Annotated in this window: 13 protein-coding genes and 1 tRNA gene; 4 read left to right on the top strand and 10 right to left on the bottom strand. The window is 44.7% G+C overall.

Annotated elements, in window-relative coordinates:
• Window positions 1–8 precede the first annotated feature (8 nt).
• A complete protein-coding gene (locus ACMA1I_RS07585; RefSeq protein ID WP_337067695.1) occupies window positions 9–1,457 on the top strand; it encodes a TolC family protein in 1,449 nt (482 codons plus the stop codon).
• Window positions 1,458–1,844: 387 nt separating this feature from the next.
• Here the strand turns inward: ACMA1I_RS07585 and ACMA1I_RS07580 are convergent, their stop codons facing one another.
• The 5 genes from ACMA1I_RS07580 to ACMA1I_RS07560 all read right to left on the bottom strand — a co-directional run bounded on the left by ACMA1I_RS07580 (window position 1,845) and on the right by ACMA1I_RS07560 (window position 15,760).
• A complete protein-coding gene (locus tag ACMA1I_RS07580; RefSeq protein ID WP_414703880.1) occupies window positions 1,845–4,208 on the bottom strand; it encodes a DUF4982 domain-containing protein in 2,364 nt (787 codons plus the stop codon).
• A 664-nt stretch (window positions 4,209–4,872) separates the two neighbouring features.
• Window positions 4,873–5,916 (bottom strand): arabinogalactan endo-beta-1,4-galactanase, encoded by a 1,044-nt coding sequence (locus tag ACMA1I_RS07575; protein WP_337067693.1) that lies wholly within the window; start codon window positions 5,914–5,916, stop codon window positions 4,873–4,875.
• A 48-nt stretch (window positions 5,917–5,964) separates the two neighbouring features.
• Window positions 5,965–7,470, bottom strand: coding sequence for a RagB/SusD family nutrient uptake outer membrane protein (locus ACMA1I_RS07570; RefSeq protein WP_337067692.1), 1,506 nt, complete (start codon window positions 7,468–7,470; stop codon window positions 5,965–5,967).
• Window positions 7,471–7,480: 10 nt separating this feature from the next.
• Window positions 7,481–10,552, bottom strand: a complete 3,072-nt coding sequence (locus ACMA1I_RS07565; protein ID WP_337067691.1) for a TonB-dependent receptor — start codon at window positions 10,550–10,552, stop codon at window positions 7,481–7,483.
• 1,092 nt (window positions 10,553–11,644) lie between these two features.
• Window positions 11,645–15,760 carry a two-component regulator propeller domain-containing protein gene (locus tag ACMA1I_RS07560; RefSeq protein WP_337067690.1) on the bottom strand — a complete coding sequence of 1,372 codons (4,116 nt, stop codon included), beginning with the start codon at window positions 15,758–15,760 and terminating at the stop codon, window positions 11,645–11,647.
• A gap of 1,106 nt (window positions 15,761–16,866) precedes the next feature.
• Here ACMA1I_RS07560 and ACMA1I_RS07555 point away from each other — a divergent pair.
• A complete protein-coding gene (locus tag ACMA1I_RS07555) occupies window positions 16,867–19,290 on the top strand; it encodes a T9SS type A sorting domain-containing protein (protein WP_337067689.1) in 2,424 nt (807 codons plus the stop codon).
• A 1,325-nt stretch (window positions 19,291–20,615) separates the two neighbouring features.
• Here ACMA1I_RS07555 and ACMA1I_RS07550 read toward each other — a convergent pair.
• The 4 genes from ACMA1I_RS07550 to mltG form a co-directional block, all read right to left on the bottom strand.
• Window positions 20,616–20,700, bottom strand: a tRNA-Ser gene (locus ACMA1I_RS07550).
• A 167-nt stretch (window positions 20,701–20,867) separates the two neighbouring features.
• Complete coding sequence (locus tag ACMA1I_RS07545) at window positions 20,868–21,839, bottom strand: YihY/virulence factor BrkB family protein (protein ID WP_337067688.1); 972 nt, start codon at window positions 21,837–21,839, stop codon at window positions 20,868–20,870.
• Window positions 21,836–22,249: a thioesterase family protein gene (locus ACMA1I_RS07540; RefSeq protein ID WP_337067687.1), complete on the bottom strand. Its 414-nt coding sequence runs from the start codon at window positions 22,247–22,249 to the stop codon at window positions 21,836–21,838. Before ACMA1I_RS07540 ends, ACMA1I_RS07545 begins: the two co-directional genes overlap by 4 nt.
• A gap of 177 nt (window positions 22,250–22,426) precedes the next feature.
• Window positions 22,427–23,497, bottom strand: coding sequence for an endolytic transglycosylase MltG (gene mltG / locus ACMA1I_RS07535; protein WP_337067686.1), 1,071 nt, complete (start codon window positions 23,495–23,497; stop codon window positions 22,427–22,429).
• Between the two features lie 395 nt (window positions 23,498–23,892).
• Here mltG and ACMA1I_RS07530 point away from each other — a divergent pair, with 395 nt between their 5' ends.
• Window positions 23,893–24,519 (top strand): L-threonylcarbamoyladenylate synthase, encoded by a 627-nt coding sequence (locus ACMA1I_RS07530; protein ID WP_337067685.1) that lies wholly within the window; start codon window positions 23,893–23,895, stop codon window positions 24,517–24,519.
• Between the two features lie 61 nt (window positions 24,520–24,580).
• On the opposite strand, the gene ACMA1I_RS07525 is transcribed toward ACMA1I_RS07530, so the two are convergent.
• The gene (locus tag ACMA1I_RS07525) at window positions 24,581–25,486 is read right to left on the bottom strand and encodes a lysophospholipid acyltransferase family protein (protein ID WP_337067684.1); all 906 of its coding nucleotides are present in this window, start codon (window positions 25,484–25,486) and stop codon (window positions 24,581–24,583) included.
• Window positions 25,487–25,749: 263 nt separating this feature from the next.
• On the opposite strand from ACMA1I_RS07525, the gene ACMA1I_RS07520 reads away from it, so the two are divergent.
• A complete protein-coding gene (locus ACMA1I_RS07520; protein ID WP_337067683.1) occupies window positions 25,750–26,352 on the top strand; it encodes a WbqC family protein in 603 nt (200 codons plus the stop codon).
• The last annotated feature ends 103 nt before the right edge of the window (window positions 26,353–26,455 follow it).

The following is a 26,455-nucleotide window of genomic DNA, read 5'->3' as shown; positions in this document are numbered from 1 at the left end:
TTAGCTTTATGTATTTTAATAGAATTCTATATAGATTAATGGCTGGCCTGGCGCTGGCGGCATTTATGAGTGCCTGCAAGGTGGCCGCTCCGGCACCTTTGCCCGCCACTCCGGCTCTTCCTTCTTTTGGTGCCGGAACTGAATCTACCAGCCTGAGTGACTTGCATTGGAAAGATTTTTTCAAAGATCCCATTCTGATATCCCTTATTGACACGGCCCTGCAACGAAACCCAGATATGCTGGCTGCCGCGCAGCAGATTGAAATAGCAAGAGCCAATGTGCAGATGGCGCAGGGCGCGTTGTTGCCACAGATTTCAGGTGTAGGTGCTATAGGAGTAGAACGATTCGGTAAATATACCATGACAGGCGTGGGTAATTATGACACCAATCTTTCAGAAAATATCAGCGAAGACCAGAAAGTGTCAGACCCGCTGGTGCCAGACTACTTTCTGGGTTTCCGCAGTTCCTGGGAAATAGACCTCTGGGGTAAACTCCGTAAATCAAAGAAGGCAGCGATGGCGCGGTTTCTGGCCTCCGAAAAAGGAAAGCAGTTGGTAGTAACCTCTCTAATTGCGGATGTGGCGCACCTATATTATCACCTGCTGGCCCTCGACATGGAGCTGGAAACGCTAAACCGCCACATAGAACTTCAGCAAATCGGGGTGAAGCTGATTAAGGTTCAAAAAGAAGGTGGCCGGGCCACAGAGCTTGCTGTGCAGCAGTTTATGGCCCAGTTGCTGAATACTAAAGGTCTGAAAGTGGAGAAGGAACAGGAGATTGTGGGGGTAGAGAATCAGCTGAACAGGTTGTTAGGGCGTTTCCCGCAGCCCATCGTACGCGGAGGATCGCTTTATGAACAGGAACTTCCAGAGGAGGCCCGTGCCGGGGTCGCGTCGGAAATATTGCGCAGACGACCTGATATCCGTATGGCAGAATTAGAGTTAGTGGCAGCCAAAGTAGATGTAGAAGCGGCCCGGGCAGCTTTTCTTCCATCACTTACCCTATCTCCGTATGTTGGCTTTAATGCCTTTAACGCTTCGCTGCTGTTTCAGCCTGCTTCCCTGGCGTATGGGGTATTAAGCGGGCTCTCTGCTCCCCTGCTTAACCGGAATCACCTTCAGGCTGCCTATAAGAGCTCTGATGCGAACAGAATACAGGCTTTCTCGGCTTACCAAAATTCGATCTTAAATGGTGTGCAGGAAGTTATGACTAGCCTAAAGGAGATCGAGAACTACAAGAAAGTGGCCGCGCTAAAAGAGGAGGAGGTAAATATGCTGCACAAAGCGGTAAGGGCATCGAACAACCTTTATGCTGTTGGCTACGCCACTTACTTCGAAATTATACTGGCACAACGCAGTGTTCTGGAAGCTGAGCTTAATCTGACTAATACCCGCAAGTCTATTCTTCAGTCTACTGTAAGGCTTTATCGTGCCTTAGGTGGAGGCTGGCAAGAGTAGTATTGTTTGGGTTAAGTAAAGTAATATAGAGCTTGGTTGAGAAGAGTTTCATGTTTTACAGTTGTCCCAAATGTTACTGCCTTTAAAACAGCGAGGAATTGATACAAGCTGGAGCTGTCTGCCCCACCATATTTCTGTCTAATTCCTAATCGACAGGCCCACAAAAGGTCGAAATAATGAGAAAAAGCCTCGAATTATTTCGATAATAAAATAGCTTATTGACAACAAACAAGAAAAGGCTCTTCACAACGGAAAGCCTTTTCTTGTTTTATAACCTGTGCTATGTTCAATAGTGTACCTAAATGAGCAGAGGCCTGAATAGCCTATAGCTTTATTTATCTGGAATTGTTAGAGAGCTAAATGAATCACTATATTCATTAAGTATGATTATTCAGACTTTAACCTAATCTCCGCACCCTTCAGATTTTTGCCTTGAACGGATAATTTTATCGCACCCGGCGTTTCAGAAGATTGAACAAGTACTACCAGTTTCCCACTAAATAACTTCATAGTGGGCAGATGGAACTGCTCCAGAGAAGTGGCATCTCCGTTGCAGGCCGCGCGGTAGCTACCATTGCCACTCACACTAAATTTTAACTGATTGGTGGCAGTAGGGCAAGGGTTACCGTTTTTATCTACAACAGATACGGTAACAAAAGAAATATCTTTCCCATCGGCGGCGATCTGGCTACGGTCTGGTTCTAGTATTATTTTGTAAGGCTCGCCTGCTGTAACCATTGTTTTTTCGGCTGCTGGTTTACCATCTTTGTCGTAAGCTACCACTTTAACAGTGCCTGGTTCGTATTTTACATCCATCCACATCAGGCGGTAATGGTGTAGCAGGCTGGAATCGTTTTTGCTTTGTACGCCCATACTCTTCCCGTTAATAAAGAGCTCCGCTTTATCGTAATTGGTATAAACAAAAATTGGTGTTGTTTGCCCTTCCCTGCCTTTCCAGTTCCAGTGGGGGAGAACATGCAAGGTTTCGTCGGCGGTGTTCCACTGGCTACGGTATAAGTAGTACCTGTCTTTGGGCAACCCAGCGAGGTCGTTAATCCCAAAATAGGAACTGCGCGATGGCCAGAAATTATCGTAAGGTGTAGGCTCTCCCAGGTAATCGAAGCCTGTCCATACAAATTGCCCAATTACCCAAGGCTTGGTGTCCTGCAGTATAAAATCATCTTCCGGAAGGTTCGACCAGCTGCAGTACTCCAAATCGTAAGACGAAGATTGATGATCGTCATAGGCCTTTCCAATTCCTTTTTCTACCGGAAACTTATATACACCTCTTGAACTTACTGTAGAACCAGTTTCAGAACCTAATATGAGCCCCTGCGGAAACGCTTTATAAGCTTCTTCATACAGATGTGTTCTATAGTTTAACCCCGGAATATCCAGTACGGCACCAAATCCAGATTGCATGGTCGCTTTTACCTGGTCCATTCCTACAGTTACCGGGCGGGTCGGGTCTTCGCGATGGAAAATTTCCTGTAACCACCTGGCCCGTTTTGCTCCTTCAGAGCCATGCTGGTCCGGCACCTCGTTACCGGAACTCCACATTACAATGCTCGGGTGGTTGCGGGTGGCATGCACCAAGTTTACAATATCTTTTTCAGCATCGGTTTCGAAGAAGCGGTTGTAGCCATTTCTCACTTTTGGCTTTGCCCATTCATCAAAGGTTTCGGCTAAAAACATAAAGCCCATTTCATCACAAAGCTCGAGCTGTTCGATAGATGGCATGTTGTGTGAACTTCGGATGGCATCACAGCCCAGGTCTTTCAGAATCTGTAGCTGCCTGCGTAAAGCGGCTTTGTTAACGGCTGCTCCAAGCGGGCCCAAGTCGTGGTGCAGGCATACTCCCTTAAATTTGCGGACTTTACCATTCAGGCTGAAACCGACTTCTGCCTTATAATTGATTTCTCGTATGCCAAAGCGTGTAGAGGTTTCATCTTTCAATGTATTATCAACAAACAACTGTGTTACGGCTGTGTACAGGTAAGGTGTTTCGGGGCTCCAAAGTTCAGGCTTATTTACAGCAATGTTCTGCTCAAATTTGTTTCCAAAAGGCATTTGTGTTTTATCAGAGGCAACTGTGTCTCCGGCTGCGTTCAGGATGTGCGTAACAAGGCGCGTATTCGCACCGGATACGCTGGTTTTAATGTTTACTTTGGCGACTTTATCAGAAATAAACGGTGTGGTAATGTACGTACCCCATTGATCGATGCTTTCCTGGTTTTTTACAATAACCTGCACCTTCCGATACAGTCCGGCACCCGGATACCAACGTGACGACAAGCCCTGATTGGATAACTGAACCGCCAGCGTGTTTTCTTTACCGGCAGCTACCTGCTTGCTGATATCGAAGTAGAAGTAATTGTAGCCATAGTTCCATTCACCTACCTTTTCGCCGTTCAAAAATACTTTCGGTTCGCTCATGGCACCTTCAAATACAAGCAATACCTTTTGCCCCGGCTTATAATGTGGCAGTGTAAATTTTTTGCGGTACCAGCCTTCTCCAATATAGGGAAGGGAACCGGTTCTGCCGGTTTTTTCAGTCGCCACCTTCTCGCCATTTTGCTCTATGGCCACTACCTGCTTGTCAATTTCCTTATCAAAGGGTCCGTAAATGGCCCAATCGTGTGGCACTGTAACTGTTTCCCATTTGCGATCATTAAAATCCTGCTGGTGTGCCGTTGTGCTCTGTCCTTTGTAAAACTTCCAGTTGTTACTTAGCTCGGTTGTAACTCTCACCTGGGCTACTGAAGCATGAGCAAGCAAAAAAATGAAGAAAGACAGAACCTTGGGTTTCAAAAACATAATGCGTGTGATTAAATACTTTTGTATAGAGTAGCAGCTCAGAAAGCTGTTTTTATTTCAATAATTTACTATTGTTATGCAAGAGATAAGCTGCTCTTGTTTTTGGTTCCGGCACTCTTGGCTACATCTTTTGCTATGCCTACTTGCTTTGGTTGGTGCATAGCTTTGGCTCTGAGCGCTCACGGCCGCGAGGCCTCGTCCTTGGTCATCGCCGCTGTGTTCCCTCCTCCCTTCGCTCCCGCTAAGGCTGCCTGCGGCACCGGATCTCACAAGGCGGTTCGAGCCAAGAACTGGTTTAAGTGTTCCGAGCAACGGCAGCGCCAGCAAGAGTATGCTTCTATGCTCCGGAAGGCTGTTTTATTTAGAATAATCTTCTTTCAGTTCTGATTCCTGATACATAGTATATCCTCCTCCTGCAAATAGCTGCTTAGCATAAGTTAATCATTCAAGAGCCAACAATTTAACCATTAAACAATTTAACAAACAGCTATAGATTATTTGAATAAAATTAGCCTTCCGGAGGTGTTTTGGGCTAAAAACTTATAAGGCCTTTTGATTGCAACAACTGTTAAAAGTTAGAAGCAGCCGGTATGGGAGGTTACTCCACCAGAAAGGCATCCATGGCTTTCGTTGGTCTTCCGTCTTCGCCCCAGGCACTTAGCGGGTACCTACTCCAGCTTCTTGCGCCTTGTGGTTCCCAGTAAATAACGCCCAGTCCTTTTCCTCCGGGTACTGCTTTTACTTTTTGCTGCACAGCCACCAACATATCATAGGTATTCTGCGGCTTGGTATCTTCACCGCCTACTTCTACCACCATCACATCTTTGCCATACCGGGCTACCAAGTCGTTCATGTTATTGCCCAGGTCATCAATAGAAAGTGTGTAATCAGGTTTTCCGGGTAACCAGAAAGGGTAATATGATAGCCCGATGATATCGTATTTCGCACCGTTTGCCTCGGCATTGTCGAACCATTTCCTAAACCGTGCATTATCATTTCCCCGATCAATATGAAGTATAACTTTTGATTTTGGACTTACGGCTTTTATGGCATCGTAGCCTTTGTTGATGAGCTGTGCCAGCTGAGGCCAGTTATCAGTACTTCCCTCCGGGTATATCATGCCACCTGGCGTTTCGTTGCCTACCTGCACCCACTCCGGCGTTACACCGGCTTTCTTCAGGTCGCTCATGACATCGTGCGTGTAGTCGTACACGTCGTTCAGTAACTGGGGGAAATCATGCCCCTCCCACGCGGCAGGCTTTTTTTGCTTGCTAGGGTCGGCCCAGCTGTCGCTGTAGTGGAAGTTAATCATCACGCGCATGCCCCATTTTTGTGCCCTTACGGCCATCGCAACAGTCTGTTCTTTGCTGTTGTGGCCGCTCGCTTTGTCGTCGGAAGGATTGACCCATGTTCTCAGGCGGATGGTGTTGATACCATGATCCTTTAAAATTTTAAAGCAATCCTGCTCCACCCCGTTATCATCGTAAAACTTATAGCCTGTCTCTTCCATCTGCTGCAGCCAGCCGATATCGGCTCCTTTTACAAAACTGTTCTGCGCTTTGCCTGATTTTAAAACACTGCAGCCACAGAAAACTATTATCAGGAAGAGCCCCAACAAGCCGTTAAACTTTGTCTTTGTCATTTTCTTTCTACTTAAATAAACGTCAGAATATTATTAACCAAGTACTCGCTAATAACCAGGATTTTGCTCTATTATTCCTTTTCCTTCTATCATCACATTGCTTGGAATCGCAAACCGGACCATGTGCGGCTGTGCATTGGTTTTGCCACGGGCAATTGCATTTGAAATAAACTGGCCGTGCCGTATTAAATCCTGCCGCCGAACACCTTCTGCGTAAAGTTCTCGTCCGCGTTCATCTAAAATAGTCTGGCGAAATGCTTCCTGGCTTAAGCCGGAGAACTCTGACACACCTGCTCTTCTCCTGATCGGGTTCACAAATTCATACGCTTCTGCCGGACCTCTCAGCTCGTTTATGGCTTCTGCTACGGACAAATATACTTCGCCTAACCGAAATACCACTAAATCCTGGCTATGCCCTGGCCCTGGCCCCTGTACATCAGTGTATTTCAAAGGAATAGCACCTCTTAAGCCGCTTCTGCCTACTGTTTGTCCGGACGTGTTAATATAACTTTCCAGCATAGTAGTTGTTCTGCGCAAATCGGTTGGTAAAAAGTATTTGTCGTAAAAGCTCCACGGCATCCAGTAAAGATACCAGCCTGTTGACCTTGTAATACTTCCATCTGTTGTGCTGGCAAAATCGGATGGCAGCACCTCTGTTACCCAAAAGCTAGCTTGTGCGGCATTGGTAGGCACGGCATAAATAATCTCTGGATTTGCCTTCTCATTAAATACGTTGGCATAATTATCCAGAAGCCGGTACTCCATGTTGATGATTTCTTTTCCGATGGCCTCCGCTTTGCTCCACTGTTTTGTGTGCATGTACAATTTCAGCAGCAGCATGCGGGCCACTCCTTTGGATACCCTTCCCCAGTTTTGAACATTGCTGTTGTGCATTTCCGCAAAGCCGGGCGTGGCTATGGCCTCCATCAGATCTTTTTCAATCTGGCCGGTATAAGCTTCTTCAGATAATCTCGGCGTAATGGCGTTATCGGTTAGTGTTGCCGGATCCAGTTTCACATTTACAGGCCCGAAGAAGTCGTAAATGTTATACATAATCCAGGCTCTCATCACCTTGGCTTCGGCAATATAATTGCTTTTGATGGTCTCGCTTACACTCGTCGATTTAGTCATTTTATCGATGGCATCTGTAGCCCGGGCAACGTATCTTATTTTAGAATAGGTTGTTTCCGGCGATCCCTGCCAGGTGGCCGGCCCCCAGGTAAAATTCCGAAGGTTTGGTTCGCCATCTGATTCCATGATGTCGGTGCTTAGCATACCACGGAGGAAGTAAGAGGTCTGGTCGGGGGAGTAAAACGAAGAGTACCAGGTATTGGCGCCGGGGTCCGGGTTTCCCCAGGCTGTGGTTAAAACAGAATACAGTGTAACAACAGCACCGTTAAAATCTGCCTCTGACGTAAAAAAATTATCTGGACTTAGCTGGCTGTATACTTTTGTTTCCAGTTCGTCTTTACAGGCTGTAGCTGTAAATAACAGCACGGCAGCCAGTGTCGTCACCTTTATGGTTTTTGATTTAATTTTATTTAAGATTTTCATGACCGGGGATTTAAAAAGTTACATTCAAACCAAAAGTAGTAGAGAGCGCCTGCGGATATGGGTTGGCCTGTGTAAATTCCGGATCATAGCCTCTGTACTTGGTGAATACTGCCACATTCTGCATATCTACAAATACACGTGCTGCGCTTATGGGCCTGCTGGCACCGAAAATGCTTATCGGGATGTTGTAGCCCAGTGTGATGTTCTTCAGCCTGACAAAGCCGCCTTTCTCCAGGTAAAAGTCTGAATTTCCGGATGCGTTCGCTCCTGCATAAGGGTTGTTGGCGATTCCGGGTAGCGTGCCGTTCGGGTTATCTGCCGTCCAGAGGTTTCGTATACCCACCAGTGTGTTGCGTGCATTCTGAATACCCAGTAACATGGGGTCGTAGAAGCCGGAGTAGTTGTTAAAGATTTCGCGGCCTAAGAACCCGTAGAAGAAAAAGTTCAGGTCGAAGTTTTTATAGATAAAGGTGTTGCCCAAACCCAGGTTAAAGCGCGGGTCGTTGCTTCCTAATTTTACCACATCATCAATATCGAGCTTACCATCGTTGTTTACATCTACATACTTCACATTACCCAGTCTGGCGTTTGGCATGTGGGCCGGAATATCTTCCACATTGTTGATGATACCGTCTGTTTTCCATCCGTAAATTTCCCTGATACGATCTCCTTCCTCAATATAGGGCGCTAAAGGAGTAACCGGGTTGCGCTCTACCCAATAGTTTTTGTAAGAAGAAATGTTAAAGGTGGTGGTCCAGGAAAGAGGGCCTTCTATGTTAACAAAGTTCAAGCTGAGTTCCACACCATCGCTGCGGGTGGTGCCCACATTTGCGTACTGAAAACCAACCGCGTTGTTAGATGGCAATGGGATAACATCCAGCAAGTCTTTGGCAGTTTTTCGGAAGATATCGAACGAGCCGGAAATTCTGTTGTTAAAGAAGGCGAAGTCCAGGCCCAGGTTCACGGTAATATCTGTTTCCCAGGATAAATTCGGGTTATCGACCTGGCTCAATGCTACACCGTTGTAAATAGTTTGCCCTATCAAGAAGGGACTTCCTACAGAATACAGAGCAATGGCATTATTTCCAGTAATTTCGTTACCCGAAGTTCCGTAGCCTGCCCGAAACTTGAGATCAGATAAGAAATTAACATCCTTCAAAAACGCTTCTTCGCTCAGTCTCCAGGCAGCTGAGATACCCGGAAAGAAGCCCCATTTTTTGTTTTCTGCGAACGTACTGGCGCCATCGTTACGGCCAGTAAAGGTAAAAATGTATTTATCTGCAATAGAATAATTCATCCGGATGAACTGCGATAGTTTTGTTCGCTCATTTCGGTAAGACTGCATATTGCTTCTTTCTTTGTTGCTGGCAGCACCCACATTGTTATACCCGAAAGCATCTGTAAAGAAATCAACTGCTTCCAGCCCGAAGCCATCGCTAAACGTTTTGTAGTAACCACCGCCCACTACTACCGACAAGTTATTCTGGCCAAAAGTCTTATTGTAAGTCAGGTATCCTTCGCCGCTATAGTTGCCAATTCTGTTTGAATTTATATTCGCCATGCCTTCCGGAAGGTTTGCTCTTCGCACTGCTCTTGGCAGATAAAAGTTACGTTGCGAGGTTTGGTTGTCGATGCCCAACACCACATTTGCTTTTAAATCATCTGTAATTTTAGCTTCTATGTTCGGAGCAGCAAAAAAGCGCTTCGTAGTAGATTTATCCTGAATAATCAAGAAAGCTGCAGGGTTGGTAATTAAAGGATCGTAGCTGGCGGCGTAGGAACCATCTTCGTTAAACACGCCTACTGTAGGAGAATAGGTATAGGCCGTTTGCAGCATGTTGTAAGCCTCAACCCCACCATTGTTAGAGCCGGTCGAGGCGTTATTGCTGTTAATCTGGCTTACGGAAAGGTTTAGATTTGCCTTGATCCTGCTACTGATCTGCTGCTCCAGGTTTATTCTGCCGGTATACCGCTTAAAATCGGAGTTTTGCAGAATGGCTTTATTGTCGAAAAAATTAAAGGAAGTAAATACTTTGGTGTTCTCGTTTCCGCCAGATGCAGAGATATTGTGTTCATGAATATGTCCGTTCCGCATCACCAGGTCGAGCCAATCGGTTCCTTCGCCGGCACCTGCTATAGCTGCTTCCGAAAAACGTGGCGTAAAAGGCGTAACAGTAGCGGGATCGCGTGTACCGTATGGTGCCAGATTATTATCGTGCAGGTACTTGTCTCTGGTGATTCGGTTATGCTCCTGCATAAATTGTGTGGCGTTTAACAGATCGAAGTATTTTTTTGGCGTTTGAAGCGTGTAGCTACCCCGATAGTCAGTAACAATACGCCCGGCCTTTCCTTTTTTAGTAGTAATCAAGATTACACCGTTAGCAGCCGCAGAACCATAAATCGCCGTGGCACTGGCATCTTTTAGAATGTCAATCGCCTCAATATCAGCAGGGTTTAGCGTGCTGAGTGGACTCCTGTCAACGCCGCCACTGTAACCCAGGTTATTGTTTCTGATGCCAGGTTCCGGCGCATTATTAGACAGAATTGGAACGCCATCTATTACGTACAGCGGCTGGTTGTTTCCTCTTGGCGATATGGCACCTCGAATGTTGATGTTCAGGCCACCGCCAGGCTGTGCACTTCGCATACTTAAGTTAAATCCTGCCGCCCTGCCCTGCAACAGGTTATCGATAGAGGCATTGGCTACCTGCGGCAAATCTGCTGTTTTAACAGAGGCAACAGAACCTGTAATATCTCTTTTTGACTGTGTGCCATACCCTACCACCACCACTTCATCTAAGGCTTTCGCATCAGGAACAAGCGACACGTTGATGGTGGTCTGGTTGCCAATGGCTACTTCTTTACTTACATAACCAATAAAAGAGAACACCATGGTGCCAGCCCCTGCAGGTACAGCCAAGGTATAATTACCGTCAATATCTGTAGATGTTCCTATAGTTGTTCCTTTCATTAAAACAGTTACACCAGGCAATCCCTCACCAGTTTCGTTTATAACCCGGCCGCTTACTGTAGTCCCCTGAGCCAGAACTCCTGTAACAGTAAAAAAGAAAAGTAAGAGCATGCAAAAAAGCTCCTTTCTCTTGTGTAAATAGCTATTCATAAATCCTTCTCCTTATTTATAGTAGATCAACTAAATTTCTAAAATCACTTTGTATAGGCATAAAACCTTGTTCTTAACATAAAACTAACATTAGTTATCCGGCTGTTAAAAAAATAAGGCGTCCGGCATCAGCTGGTAGGCCTTATTTTTTTAACAGTATTGTGCTCCGTTTTTGGCACCCTTGCTTTTATTTATAACAAGTAGAAAAACAGGAGGACCATACAAACGAGTAAGATGCCCACCAGATGCCTCTTCCATAAAAGTCGTTTCATCTGTTGTTTCTTTTTGTAAATGTAGGGTTTCAGAGAAAGCAGCAGGGGTAAATTTTCGGTTGAAATGGTATGACGAATTCATCAGAAAAGTGCAGAAGGTGTTTTAAATGGCCTTTTCATCATTCTAATTTCTTCACCTGTCGTTCCCATTTTTTCATCCTGAAAGGATTTTGTGGGCAAGATCCTTTAGCTGTAGCTATAGAACGTTTAGTCTAAGTTCACATAGCTGCTTTTCTTGCTGTGATTTTAGGCTGTAGCTGTTTCATAGCTGAAGTTCTTGTTCTTTTTGTCTTGATACAAAAAGAACCAAAAAAATCAAGACGATTTTGTCTAAAGGGGGTTCCTGCACCCCCACTCGCTGCACGCTCTTTAAAGAGGGCCCCTGCCCCCAACAAAAAATCGTCATTAGCTGCACCTGGCAGAGGTTATTGCTCTGTAGCTTTCTGTCGCAATACATAGTTTACAGTTTGCTACCGCACTAGTCAAATTATTCTAATGAAAATGGCCTTCCAGAGTTATTTTAGGGATTTTAGAGGCTAGACTACAGGTGTTATATTTTCCTGTAGACAAATACTTCCTGGTGCTTATGTTTTACTCAGACACACTCAGGAGCCGTGCACGCTGTGAGGGCTTTTCGATAACTCTCATCCAATCATTTAACCATTAAACCATCAAACAATTTTGCCATTCAACCTTCTAACCATCAGCAGCCAACCTAATTATTCTAATGAAAATACCCTTCCGGAGCATTTTATTGCTATCCTCTATGAGGCTCTTCTTTCTAAATCTGTTTGTTTTCTTCTGTATGCTGCTGCACTTCCAGATTGTTACCATAGGCCGAGGGAGGAACACCATATTTTTTTCGGAACTGTTGGCTGAAATAGCGGCGGTCGGAAAAGCCAACTTTGTAGCAAACATCAGTAACGGATAGGTGATGCTCTTTTAGCAGTTGTGCCGAACGCTTCAGTTTAAAATCGCGGATGAACTCCACCAGCGAGAGGCCTGTAAGCGCTTTCACCTTTTTGTAAACAACAGAATGGCTGATGCCCATTTCCTTTGAAATAAACTCCGCACATAAATTGTCATTGTCGAGGTGCTGGTCGAGTACAGAAGAGAGGTTGCTCAAAAATATCTGATCAGGCGAGGTGAGTGCTGTATTCTTTGGCTGGGTGAGCATTTCCAACTGAAACTTCTCGCGCAGGAGCTGCCGTGTTTTGAGCAGGTTTATAATGCGCGTTTTCAGCAGCACCTCGCTGAACGGTTTGGTCAGGTAATCGTCGGCCCCGGTTTCATAACCTTCTTTTTTATAGATAAAAGAAGTACGAGCCGTTAACAGGATAACTGGTATATGGCTTGTCCGCACATCTTTCTTCAGCTCTCTGGTAAGGGTAATGCCATCTTTTACCGGCATCATAATATCGCTGATTATGAGGTCAGGCATGTGGCTTACAGCCTGTTCAAAAGCTTCGGCACCATTAGCTGCTTCATACACCCGGAACATAGGCTGCAGGAGGCCAATCAGGTAACGCCGTATATCGGCGTTATCTTCTGCCACCAGTACACTTGCCTCGTTCAGGCTCTCCCCTTGTAGCTGCTGTTCGCCTGTAGCCGGAACCAGGTAATGGGCCAGGTTTTCGTGTATCTCCGCCTCCTCTACCTGATGCACCGCAGGCAGGTGCCTGTTGCCCTGCTGCAGCCGTACCGTAAACCTACTGCCTTTGCCTGGCTCGCTCTCTACAAAAACTTTCCCGGCATGCAGTTTTACAATCTTCTTTACAATAGAAAGTCCTATTCCAAATCCGTCTTCCTCTATCTGGGTATTGTTACTACTCTGGTAAAACCGTTGAAAAATCTTGTTCAGCTTTGTTTCTGAAATACCTTTGCCCGTATCGCTTACCTCCAGCACCACATGGTATTCGTGCGCTGCTACCTCTACACGAATAGCACCTCCGGCATCGGTAAATTTGAAGGCGTTGGAAAGCAGGTTGTATACCACTTTCTCCATTTGCTCTTTATCAAACCAAAGAGAAATAGATTCTTGGGTACAGAAGAAATGGTAATGAATGTGCCTGTTTTCGGCGTGGGTGCTAAAAGAGAGGAAGATTTCTTTTACAAAGCTTACAAAGTCGCTTTCAGATGCCCTTAGCTTTATTCCGCTCGCATCTATTTTGCTGAAATCGAGCAGTTCGTTTACCAGTTGCAGCAGATGCGAACTGTTTTTCCGTAATTCCTGGACCACTTGCTGCTTCGGAACAGCTTCGTTTACTGCGGCTATGCGGTTAATACTGCCCATCATCAGGGTAACAGGCGTTCGTATTTCATGCGACACATCGGTAAAGAACTGCAGCTTCAGGTTGTGCAGCTCCTGCTCTTTTTCCCGGTTCAGCCGCTCCAGGTCGAGCCGGCTTTTGAGTTTTTCCAGGTGAATGGTATACCGGTTAAAGAGGTAAAGCAGAAAGCCGAACACCAGACCGTAAAGCAGATAGGCCCACCAGGTTTTCCAGAAGGGGTTTTGCACTACCACCTGCATCTGCTGATATTCCTTGCTCCACTTTCCGCCAGGTACGCGGGCCTTTACCTTCAGCGTATAGCTGCCGGGGCTAAGGTTGGTAAAAGTGGCTTCGTGCTGCCTGCCTATCTCGCGCCAGTCCGTATCAAAGTTTTCTAATTTAATGGTGTACTCATAATCTGCAAACGGAAACCCTAATGCTGCAAACTCAAAGGTAACGAGGGAGTGGTTGTGCCGGAGCTGTATAAAATTCTCCTCTAGTATAGGTTTATCTAATATTTCAGTCTCATCTCCTGCTTTTACCTCTTTGTTAAAAAGTCGTAATCCTGTAAACTTTACCTGCGGTGCCTTTTCTTGAGGACTTATCCTTTTAGGGTCAAACGAAACAACGCCATCGTTGCCACCAAAATACAAGATACCATCTGCTTTATAAACTGCATTTATATGGTAGCTGCCATTTAGCTGGTTAAACTTTCTTAGGCGCTTTGTCTGGTGCTCGTACTGGTAAATGCCGCTCTTGGTGCTCAGCCAGATGTTGCCAGCCTCATCTTCTACCAAAGCAGTAACTACTTTTTCATGCAGGCCATCCAGCTTCTTAAACCGTACGACTTGCTTGGTGTGGGTATCGAGCCGCAGAAGGCCTTGCCCCCAGGTGCCAATCCAGAGGTAGCCGAGTGAGTCTTTTAATAAGCTAATGATGTTAAGCGTGGCCAGCGGTATCTCAGCCTCAGAAGCAGCTTTTAGCCCGTAAAATTTACGAGAACTGGTATCGAAATAATTTAGTCCGCCACCAAAGGTCCCAACCCAGAGGTTTCCTTTCCCATCTTCGGCCAAAGAAATGACATTATCGCTGCTGATGGTGTTGGGCTTGCGGGGCTCCCTGCGGTAGTTCGTGAATTTACCCGTTGCCTGATCAAAGTAGCTCAGCCCTCCGCCCCAGGAAGCTACCCAGAAGTTCCCATTCTCCTCTTCCACCACACTGCGTACATCGTTATAGCTTAATGAAGCAGAGTTATGTGTCTCGTGCCGAAACTGCTGGAGCTTCCCCTCTTCGGGGCTATAGATAGAAAGACCATCGGAGAAGGTACCGATAAAATAGCCTCCTGCTTTACGTTCTTTAATCAGGTGCACATAGTCACCTCCTACCTGTCGTCCTGGAAGCTTCTGAACTGTTGCAGTAGCGAGCTGCAACACATTCAAACCAAAGCCATCGGTTCCAAACCACAGCCGCTCCCTATCTTTAGAAACCGATAGTACCGGAGAAATATCTGTACCTGTAAAATCGCTATAAAAAAAATCCACCGCCTCATCCTTTCGCCTCAGAATATTTATACCATTCCAGACTGTTCCTATCCAGATGTTTCGTTGTTTATCAGCAAAAACAGCATGAATGGCGTTACTGGAAAGTGAATGCTGAATTGTATTGCTTTTAACAAATTGCTCGACCTGGGCTTTACCTGTTCCGGCATTCCTGACTTTGAGCAAGCCACTACCGTCTGTCCCAATCCAGAGTGTGCCATCCGGCTCCTCAAACAGAGCCCTTATGACAGCAATAGATGCCAGCTCCTTATCCTGCTCAAAAAAAGGTTTTATCAGGCCTGACTGACAATCAAAAAGCAGCAAACCTTCGCCAGAGGTTCCGAGCAGCACCTGGTTCTGGCCAAATGGCCGCATCACATAAATATACTTGGCCTTAAGCTCCTTACCAGCCACATTTTTTAGTGCATAAGAAACAAATTCCCGGCTCTTCGTATCGAACAGGTTTAATCCTCCGCCAAACGTACCTACCCACAGATTCTCCTGAGTATCTTCATAAATGGTCTTTACACTATTATGACTTAAGGAGGTAGCCACTGTAGCATCGGCAAGGTAAGATTCAAAAGAGCTGTCTTGCTCAATAAAGCGATTAAGACCATGTTCTGTGCCAATCCAGATTTGGCCGGCTGCATCCTCGTAAATGGTGTTGATTTCGTTTGATGATATGCTCTTCCTGTTTCCAGGCTGATACCTGAATGAGATAAAACTCTCTGACCGCTTATTCAATAGTTGCAGCCCATCCAGCGTACCGGCCCAGATGCGACCTTTTGAGTCAGTAAAAACTGTCGTTACATCGTCTGCTCCCAATCGGCCATTTGCCTGTGTGTAAAGCTTAAAAGTACTCCCGTCGTACCGGCTCAACCCGCTTTTAGTACCTATCCAGATAAATCCGTCCTGATCTTGGGTAATGTTGGAAACAGAACTACTAGGAAGATCCTTAGAATCGTTTATTTTATCAAACCTAGGCTGATTTTGCGCCTGCAGGCAACCAGGCAAAAGGCAAAAAGCGATGCACAAGGCCCATAAAAACCTTACCTGAACTCTTACCTGATTTGTAAAAGATTGATGCATTTGTTAAAGTTACTCGATCTTCAATCCAAATGCTTGCACAAGGTTGATTTATTTTTATAAAGATTAGTAGTTACACATGGTTAAACGAAGACTTTTTCATGAAAAGGAGAGTCTTTCTTTTTGTTATACCTGCCGAGTTAATTGGTATAGTTAGTAGCAGTTGTAGCTGTTACACCGCTTCTATTAAATTAGCCTGTATAATAAAACAAGGAACTCTGCTTTTTCTGTGTTTGTCATCTAAACTTATCTCCAGTTCCCCTGTCCCTGTCTCAGCTCCAGAATGGAAATAATAAGCCTATTTGCCCTGCTGTTAAAGTAAATGAATCAACCACGTCAAAAGAGGTGTTGCAAAATGCCTAAATAAATTTCCATTTACATTGTTGGGAGGATACAGTGACGACCTCTTTCAATTAAGAGGTATAGTGCGTTTAAATGCAAATTTTAATCGGAGGGACCAAAATTAAAGAGTAAGTAAATAACTACCTATACTTAGTTTTGTTGTCTGTGATTTTCTTGCAATTAGAGATATGTAAATGATAATAATTATGAGAAATTAATACAAATACTGTAAGTACCCCATTTTTTGGTCAGATTAACTGAGACATTTCTCTTTCTTTTGACCTCCTCCCTAAAAACTGGACCGTTGGATAGTAGAGGAAATGGGCAATTATCAAATAGTAAAAAAACGAATTGTCATGAAGAAACCAAGGTTCACTCCAGGCACAGATCCTTTTCATCCTAAAGCACTGAGAGAAAGTCGTCTTGGCATCAGATATGTGCCGCAAAGTAGAAGTTTCCTAGGCCTCCTTCTACTTAGAAAGAAGAAATATACGGCGGTTTAGGGTTATCGCAGCTCAGGGAGCCAAGGCAACTGGAGAAGGAGAACCGCCAGTCACCTACTAAGGTTAAATGGTCAAGGTTAATATTCATTTTCCTGGTATTTATTAAACCTTGCACCGAATTCTGTAGTATGAAAATTTATAACCTTGAACTACTATTAGTATTTCACATTAACAACCTCTCCGATCCCGTCCCTGTATTTGAGTAGGCACTCACACCCAAAGCCTATAGTTTCTTAGAAGAATTGTTTACCAAACTATATAGCTATGAGAAACCATTTACACTTTATCCTGCAGCATAGTATGAACAGCTGTATTTCCTGCCATGTTTTTCTAAACTTCAAAACCCAGTTACAGCTACATCTGCTCCTCTTGCTTTTCTTTACATCCTCCTCAGTTTTTGGTCAGTACCAGCAAAACTGGACTAAAACTTACCCCAATGCCCTTGCCCCCTATAAGCTACAAATAGATCATCATCAAAATATGATCGTTGTAGGGAGTACCACTGCAACAAAAATTGATACTGAAGGCCGTGAACTTTGGCAAGTCAACTTTAGTGGCACCACCTATAAAAGCGTGCTGGATGAAAGCGGCAATACCTATGTTCTAACGCGCACACCAGACGTTAATGACAGGCTACTGAAGCTTTCGCCTGAGGGGGAAGAGCTATTGAATTATACCATAAGCGATGGATTTAAGCCAGCTGATTTGATAGTTAATGACCGGGAGGAAATTTTTTTAACCGGCTCTTTATATGAAAAGGCATTAACTATAAAGTTAAACAAAGAGGGAAACTTAGTTTGGAGCAAAAGTTATGAATCGAACTGCGCTGATCTCGCCATGAACACAGCTAGTATTTTAGATACTGATGGGAATCTAATTGTAACAGGTAAGGATTTATACCGAAATAGCAGCATAGATGGCTGTACTATATATCTTGTAAAGTATGCAAGTGTAGATGGCAGTATCGTATTGGAAAAAGAATATGAGTTAAGAGAAACCTATGTCTCTTTAGACCATCCGTCCAGATTACTTATAAACTCAACTGGTATTTACATTATTGGAACAAGGGAATCTTGTTGTCATGGCCATCCAACCATGTTTATACTGAAGACGGATGAAGCTGGAAACCACCAATGGCGTCGTGGGTCATCTGCTCCGGCCGAGCACATCCTCAAAGATGCTGCTTTTGATAAAGAAGGGAATATTATACTACTAGCAGAAGCCTTCATGAATAGTCCCCAAAAGTCCACCATATTTACTGCTAAGTTCAATAGTAACGGTGAGCAGCTATGGGGGGATAATTATGAACCAGTATCTAGTTACCGCTATAGTACAGGGTCACTTGTGCTCCTGGAAAATGGCTCACTAGCTGTTTCCGCTGCTGCTTACAGTGATAGTGGCCTCTCCTTTATTACCGTTCTTGTCTATGATAAAAACGGAACCCGGACCATGACCCTTGGTACACCTCCATCTTATGAGCCTCCATACTCTCATTGGACAAATCTGGTAAAAGATGAAGAGGATAACCTTTACCTTGGTGGAGCCTTTGCTACAGATAATTATTATAACCAAGGGCAACTAAACCTCATCAAGTACTCCCTTAAGCCCTCTTGTCCTGCTCATTTAGTGGATGTGAAGCTTTACCTGCCACCGCAGCCCAGGAGAGTGGGCTGGCAAGTTAGAACAACAGCAGACTTTGGCAGTTACACTGACTTACAGAACAAAGGCATAAAATGGACCTGGGGCGATGGAAGCGACAACTCTGTGTCTTATACCCTCCCTGACTCTCCCCGGATTACAGGCGAACATACTTACCAGCAAGCCGGTATATACACTCTTGGCCTCGACTTCTCTGAGAGCTGCCTTGACGCAACCTCTGATGAATACCGGCAGCAGATTGTGATTTATGACCCAACAGCCGGTTTTACAGCAGGCGTAGGTGAAATATCAAACTGGTCCACAAAATTAAGACATATGGAACCTGGTGCTAAAACAGCTGTTGCGTTTGCTTTAACCTACCCTACCAAAACAGCAGAAAAACCGGTAGGTGCACTGGCTTTGTTCTTAAACAACAAAGACTGGTTCTTTAGTCAAAGCCTGGAATGGCTGGTTATAAAGGGGAACAGGGCAGCATGGCAAGGCTGGGGAAACATTAACGGCAATGGTCAATATAAATTTGTGGCTACTGTAGAGGACAGTGGCGGCCCAGGAACGAATGATCTTTCAGATAAAATGCGCATACGGATCTGGAGTTCCGGCGGAACGCTTGTCTACGACAACCATATGACAGGAACGAACAAGCTTCACCTGGAACAGGAACTACCCGGTATTGGCAGAGGTCAAATATTCATAAATACTGCTCCTTCTCCTGTAATCGCTCTGCAAATAGAGGAGATGATGAATGAGGCCAGCACCATGCCCGAAAACGTAGCGGAGCTGCAGGTTTACCCAAACCCTTTCTCGTCTGTTGCCACGGTTTCCTATACCCCGAAGAGCCTAGGCAGCTACCAGTTAATGTTTTATGACTCTAAGGGTACCCTCATAAGAGAAATAGCGAAAGGAGAAGCACATGCCGGGGAGGTTATTCCGATGGAGGTCGATGCTGGCTCCCTTTCCCAGGGTATATATTACATTAAACTTATAACACCTGATGCTGTTAAGACTACTAGGCTAATGCTCAGACGCTAAAATCAATAGTAGTAAAAAAGGGTTGGGCTGTGAAGGCCCAACCCCTTTTTTAGGTTGTGTTCTACGATGAAAATTATTTCCACAGAAGAAAGCAAGCCTCAGGTGCTGCTTAAACTTTAGTATTGGTTGCGATCCCACTTATTAGTTAGGAAAACGCTCCACGGTCAAAACAGGTGTTATGAAAAAGGCTAGAATAACCGTTGTTAAAATAAATTGACCCTCTACATAAAACCAGGAGGTGTATTGAAAAACCATACCACCCGTGCCTCTCTCAGCCCTATGGTTTTATAAATAACTGATAATTAATATGTTTTAACTATTTATTATTATTATTGTAAGTGTCTAATGGTAAAGTTCCCCAGCAAAGCGACAGGTAAATATACATGTGTCGAATGGAAGCAAAAGCCTTGATAGGAGTGCCAGCATTGTTTGTAGTTTGCGGCTATCGCTTATTCCTCTTCCCTCTGCTATGCAGGACCAAGATAATCCGGGTTTTTGGAATGCCTTAGAGGCATTCTCCTACTCGTCATGCCACTCCTGGTCGCATTCAAAATTTAACTTTTAGTTTTCGGGAAGGGGAAGTAAAGAATTGTGCCTTATTCCACTTGTCTCGCCCGCTCCTGTAAGTGACCTGCTGCTCGAGCATGCAGTAACTGGAGCCGTTGGAGTAGGCAGCTGGCCTTTTCTGGTTCTCAGTGCCTGTTATTAAAAGGTTATTTCCTATAGATGCGGTCTCTTGTTTCAGAACCAAGGCATTGGCTTTGACTGGGGCCTAGTCCATAGCTTGTATAACCCCCTTCACCATGCCCTTCTCCACACACAGGCTGAAGACCCTGTCAAACAGTGACTCAAAAAAGGGCTAAGGGAAAAGCTGTCGGGTGCGAGACACGGTCGAGTGCTTCTTTTGTACCGGATGCGCGTCCGGCGGCGGCATTCCATGTGGTAGGCTTACATTCTCTTCAAGTTGCCACTTCGGCACGCTTTCCGGCAACTGTAATTCCCAGATAAACAGGCACCAGACCTATTCGATAGTTTTTGGGCTTCCTCAGTAGAGGAGAAGGCTGAAATTGACTCTCATAATAGTGACCTTTAAAGTTAAACAAATGTAGCTTTGCAGTCACCTGTAGTCAAGATGCACAGCATCTGTACATATTGTATATTAACTGGTTATATAGAATCTGGCGAGTAAAGAACAACCCAAAAATGACTCACCGAATCATTCACCTTTTCTTTGCGAAAAACTGAAAAATTTGATTCAGTTCTCAAAACAAAAAAACCCGAAATCATAAGATTTACGGGCTTTGCTTTTGTGGTATCGCTACCAGCAGAGAGGGAGGGATTCGAACCCCCGGACCTGTTACAGTCAACGGTTTTCAAGACCGCCGCATTCGACCACTCTGCCACCTCTCTGTGATGTGAAGTAATCGTGCACAAAAGTATACTACTCATTTGAACTTTCAAAGTACTGACTCAAAAAAAATGCACTTTTTAAGACATAAATATATAAACAACTGATTATGAACGAAAAAAAATTACCTAAGCAACGACAACAGAAGCATTAACCAAAAATTTCCAGTTTAGGTTATCAAGTTTTTTCCTTCTACCTTCTTCTGGACGCGTTGCGTTGTACGCCGTACCACCGTATCGATACTTACATTAATTTCAAATCCCAGAATAAGAATCATGGAAATAAAGTCTAACCAAATCATGAGGCCAATGAGCGCCCCAATAGAGCCGTAAAATTTATTGTAGGTATCAAACGCACTGATATAGATGGAGAAAATCATGGAAACAGCGAAGATTAACCCTGTAGCCACCACTGCCCCTGCCGAAAACAGCGGCCATTTATCTTCAATAGCCGGCACATAATAATAGATGAGCGACGTGGCCAGCAGAAACAGCAGGATGATGGCAATGTACTTCAGCATAACAATGAAGGTGTAGGTGTACGACTCAGTTACCACCTCGTAAAACACCAGCACATCAAGAATCCATTGCCCAAAGAAAATAGCTGCCACCGCCAGGAACAGGATGAACATAAGAGCACCTGTAAGGAGTGTGGCAATGGCACGCTTTTTAGGGTAGCTTCGTTTGTAAAAGGTTTTATACTTCTTGTCGAAGGCATCCATGAGCGACATAATGCCATTTGTAGAAAGAATGAGCGCAAACAGGAAACCAAAAGAAAGTAAACCTCCTCGCGGCTTGTTTACAATGTCTTCTATGGTAGTATAAGCGGCAGCGTACATTTCCTCGGGCAATACATCGGCAAGGAAATCGAAAATACTCTCGCCCAGGTCCAGCGACAATACACTTGGCACATAGGGTATGAGCGTGAAAAGGAAGATGATACTCGGGAAAATTGCCAGCGTAAAGTTAAAGGCCATGTACGAGGCTCGCTTGGTAATAGAATCCAGCCGCAGCTCTCCAAGCAGCACATCCACCACCTCGTACACTGAAGACTGCCCGTTGTTAAATCGCCATCTTTTCAGAAAAACGATGAATTTTCGGTATGCTCTCCTGCGCTTTAGGTATTGCTGGTTTATCCTCATTCGCTAAAATAGGAATCGAGCTTTTGATGAATAAGGTCTGGCACGGCTGTAGGTCTCCCCGATTCCATGCTTACAAAGACCATGGTTGTTTCCCCGACATTCAGCAATACCTGCTCCTCGTTGTAAACTTCATATTCAAATAGAATACGTGAGCCTTTTGGTTTATGCCGCAAAATCAGTTTCAGGGTGAGCAGGTCATCGTACTTGGCCGGGCGTATGTATTTGCATTTCAGCTCCAGCACGGGCATCATGGTACCCGTGGCTTCCATCTCCTTGTAGTGTATGCCTAGTCGCCTGAATACCTCTGTACGCGCCACCTCATAGTAAGCAGCATAATTGCCATAATACACATAGCCCATTTGGTCTGTTTCGGCGTACCGCACCCGTATCTGCACTTCTGATTCGAACATCTTTAATTGCTGGTTGTTAATTAATGATTGTTGATTTTATGAATTGTCGAATTATTAGCTTGTTGAACGGTGAATTATTGAATGAAACTAAAAACCTTACATGCTTACACAATACCCTTCAATGTAAGGTCATTATGGATTCAATAAACACCTATTCAGCAATTCAATAATCAAATTTTACCTCATAATATTACGCTCATTCATAGCTTTGTGGAAACGCCTGGCATTGGCCAAATGCTCTGCCTGCGTGGCAGCAAAGGCATGATAGCCTGAAAAATCTTCTTTCGCACAGAAATACAAATAGTTGTGGCTTTCAGGGTTTAGCACGGCATCGATGCTGGCAATATCAGGCACGTTGATAGGACCAGGAGGCAGCCCTTTGTAACGATAGGTATTGTAGGGGGAGTCGTGCTGCAGGTGCACGTTGAGCACCCTGCGTATAGAAAAATCACCTACGCTATACACAACGGTAGGATCTGCCTGTAACAGCATGTCTTTTTTTAGGCGGTTAAGGTACACACCGGCAATGCGAGGCCGTTCATCTGCGTATCTCCCCTGCTCAGCCTGCACAATAGAGGCCAGCACCGACACCTCCTGCTGCGACAGCCCCTGCTTATCTGCTTTGGCTTTTCGCTCTGCTGTCCAGAACTTATCGTACTCCACCTTCATGCGGTCTACAAGTGCTTTGGCCGTTGTAGTCCAATATACCTCATAGGTGTTTGGAATAAACATGCTCACAATGGTAGTACTGTCAAAGCCAAGTGAGCGCAGGTACTCCGGGTCGCGGAGCAGACTGTCAATTTCCGCCTCTCCGGGCTCTACACTAGCAGCCAGTTTGGCAGCCAGGTCTTTGCGGAGCCGGATGTTATTGAAAGTGATCTTAACCGGCGACTGCTCCCCTAGCCGTAGCACACCAATGAGTTGCCGGTTCCCCCAGCCATTTTCTATTTTGTAGCGTCCTGGCTTTACTAGTTCATGATAGTCCATGAGTTTGGCCATAAAGCGCAACGAAAGTTTATCTATGACCACCCCTGTTGCCTCCACTGAGTCCAGAGCTTCGGCATAACCTGCCCCTGTAGGAATGTACACATAGGTATCTTGCCCCTTAGTGTCTACATTGGGCGTGTACACGATCTGGTAAGCGTAATAAGAAAAGCTTACAAAAAGGAACAGAAACAGGACAATAAGTCCCGGAATCACTTTGCCCTTCTCTTTCCTTTTTCTGGTTGTTGTGACTTTCTTAGCCATAGTTTGTATTATAGTGTGCTGCCCGGAATAATGAAAGACAGCATCTCTTGTTATTTAAACCCAAAAATAATATTATTCTTCCGCTTTCCTTCCAAAAAATAACCAAGCCCGTATACAGCTGCTGTTGACACCACCTCATTACCAACAGAAAACAGGGGCAATTTTAGATCGCAACCACCTAGTTTGTGCACATTCTTACATCATTTGCTATGTTACATAAAGCGGCAGCATTAGTTTAAAAAGCCAATGCATCGAATTAAGTTCCGCACACAGTATAGCCTTTGGCAGGCGCTAGCGCAATTTCCAGGTAAAAAATGGTAACCTTTGTGCCGCAAATCCCCTATGTATAACATCATCAGACGAACTATAGTATCATCTAAAAATCAGCAAAAGATATGAGTAATGCCGTTCTACTAAAAATACATCCGGAAAACCCGCAGGAGAAAAAAATAAGAGAAGCTGTAGAAGTGCTCCGGAATGGTGGCATTATTATTTACCCTACCGATACTATTTACGGTATTGGCTGCGACATTCATAACACCCGTGCTGTAGAACGTGTTTGCCAGATTAAAGGGGTGAAACCAGACAAAGTTCATCTATCCTTTATCTGCTCAGACCTTACGCACATTTCTGACTATGGAAAAATTGAAACACCGGTGTACAAGGTGATGAAGAAGGCGCTGCCAGGTCCCTTTACATTTGTACTCGAGTCGAGCAGCAAGGTGCCACGCTATGGCGGCTCCAAAAAGAAAACAGTTGGCATTAGAGTCCCTGACAACAACATTGCCCTAGCGCTGGTGCGTGAGCTTGGTAACCCTATTCTATCTACCTCTATTCGCGATGAAGACGAAGTGCTGGAATATAGCACCGATCCGGAGCTTATTTATGAAAAATACCGAAACCTGGTAGATATGGTGATTGATGGTGGCTATGGCAATAACATTGCCTCTACGGTAGTAGACGCCTCGAATAACTTTGAAGTATTAAGAGAGGGAGCCGGAGACATAGAACAATACCTTTAGGGCTTTGCCAAATTAAAAATTATAAATTGTGATTGGGTGAAATCGTGCACGACCTTAATTTCTAATTGGCCGTAGGCCTCTTGTGCTTCCAGCGGCGGTGCGACCAGAGATAGTCGGCAGGAGATTGTTTAATAGATCTTTCCAGGGCCTGAGCAAAGGCCTCCGTTACAGGGTACTGCCCTTCCGTAGTGGCTGGTTTGGTTTTGCCATCGGTTAGTACCTCAAAGCGGAGCTGGTAATGTCCTCGCTTTATGCGCTGCACATCCAGAAACAGCACCGGATACCCAAAAGAATCTGCCAGTTTCTCGGCACCTACAAAAAAAGGTGTGTCCTGGTTCATAAAGGTAGTCCAGAACTGTATTTCACCGTAGGGCGGAGTTTGGTCAGAAAGCATGGCAATGACGCGTGGCACTTTTCGGTTGCGCACAAAATCGCGCATAGTATCTTTCATTTTAATAAGCCTTGCCCCTAGCCGCCTACGCGTTTGCAGCATAAACTCTTCGAAAAAAGCATTGTGCAAAGGCTTATAAACACCTTCTGCCGGAAACCCAAATTGCACCGCCCCCGCCGACAGCACCCACTCCCAGTTACCAGAGTGCGACCCCATGGTAATAACGGGCGTGCCTTGTTGCACAAAATCATCCAACACCTCCTGGTTCGTAAATACGATTCTGCGCCGCATTTCCTTAGAGCGCATCGACCTGAGCTTTAGTATCTCGACCACCACATCGCAAAAATGCCGGTAAAAAGCTTTGGCAGTTTTCTGAATTTCTTGTTCGCTTTTCTCCGGAAATGAATTGCGCAGGTTTTGCAGAACTACTTTTTTTCGGTAGCCTATAACGTAATAAATTAACAGGTACAGAAAATCGGAGAACAGGTAAAGCACCCGCAGCGGCACCAGCGAGAGCCCTTTCAGCAGTAACCAGAGCGGAAAATAAAGTACCGGGATGTTTAGCTTTTTTATCATGGGCAGTAGTAGCCGTAAAGGTACAACCTGGTTTTGTTAAATTAGAAATTCTGATTTAGAAATTATGAACTTTGAATATTATGTACTAGACTGCCACTAAACCCAAGCCCCAGAAAGCCAAATAGACCTCCGGAAGGCCTTTTTCATTAGAATAATTTGGCTAATGTGTTATTTATAAATGTAATGTTTCTGAGTTGTGTGGAGAAATGACAATTATTTGATTGAACGTAACTCTGAACTTTTAACGCTTAACTAATAAAAATGTGATTCTTCTGACCGAACTACACTACCACCCTCCTATCGAGTACTTCCGGCAGGTACTCCGCGCCGACAGTATAGTGGTGGAACAACACGAAAATTACATAAAGCAGAGTTACCGCAACCGCTGCCACGTGCTCACGGCTCATGGCATGCAAGCGCTTGCCGTTCCTGTACTAAGAGGCAACAGTAAAAACAAAACAAGAATTACCGATATCGAAATTGACTACAGCCAGAAATGGCAGCAAATACATTGGCGTACTCTGCAGTCGGCCTACGGAAAGGCTCCTTATTTCGAATTTTACCAGGATGCCATACAAGCAGTATATCAGCAACATCCAAAGAATTTGTTTGAATTAAATCTTAATTTGTTGCGGCTTTACTTAAAATTTCTTAAAATTAATAAACCACTAGAGCTCTCTCATTCGTACTTGTCTGTAGTGCCCGATAACGTGCTGGATCTGCGAAACCAGATTCATCCTAAAATCAATCCTGACAATTTGCACGTAAAACCTTATTACCAGGTTTTTGGCAACAATTTTGTACCAGAGCTTAGTATAATTGACTTGTTGTTTACACAAGGGCCTGCAGCATCAGCCTACTTGTAATAAGGCTGCATGCAAGGTGAACAATTCATCTAAACCACTTGTTTTATAAGTAAGGCAGCGAGTTAGAGCCTCAATTCAATTATAATTTTGACTTTTTAGAATA

Source organism: Pontibacter sp. 13R65, assembly GCF_047525655.1.
Lineage (GTDB): Bacteria > Bacteroidota > Bacteroidia > Cytophagales > Hymenobacteraceae > Pontibacter.
This window is presented reverse-complemented; position numbering and strand designations above follow the sequence as displayed.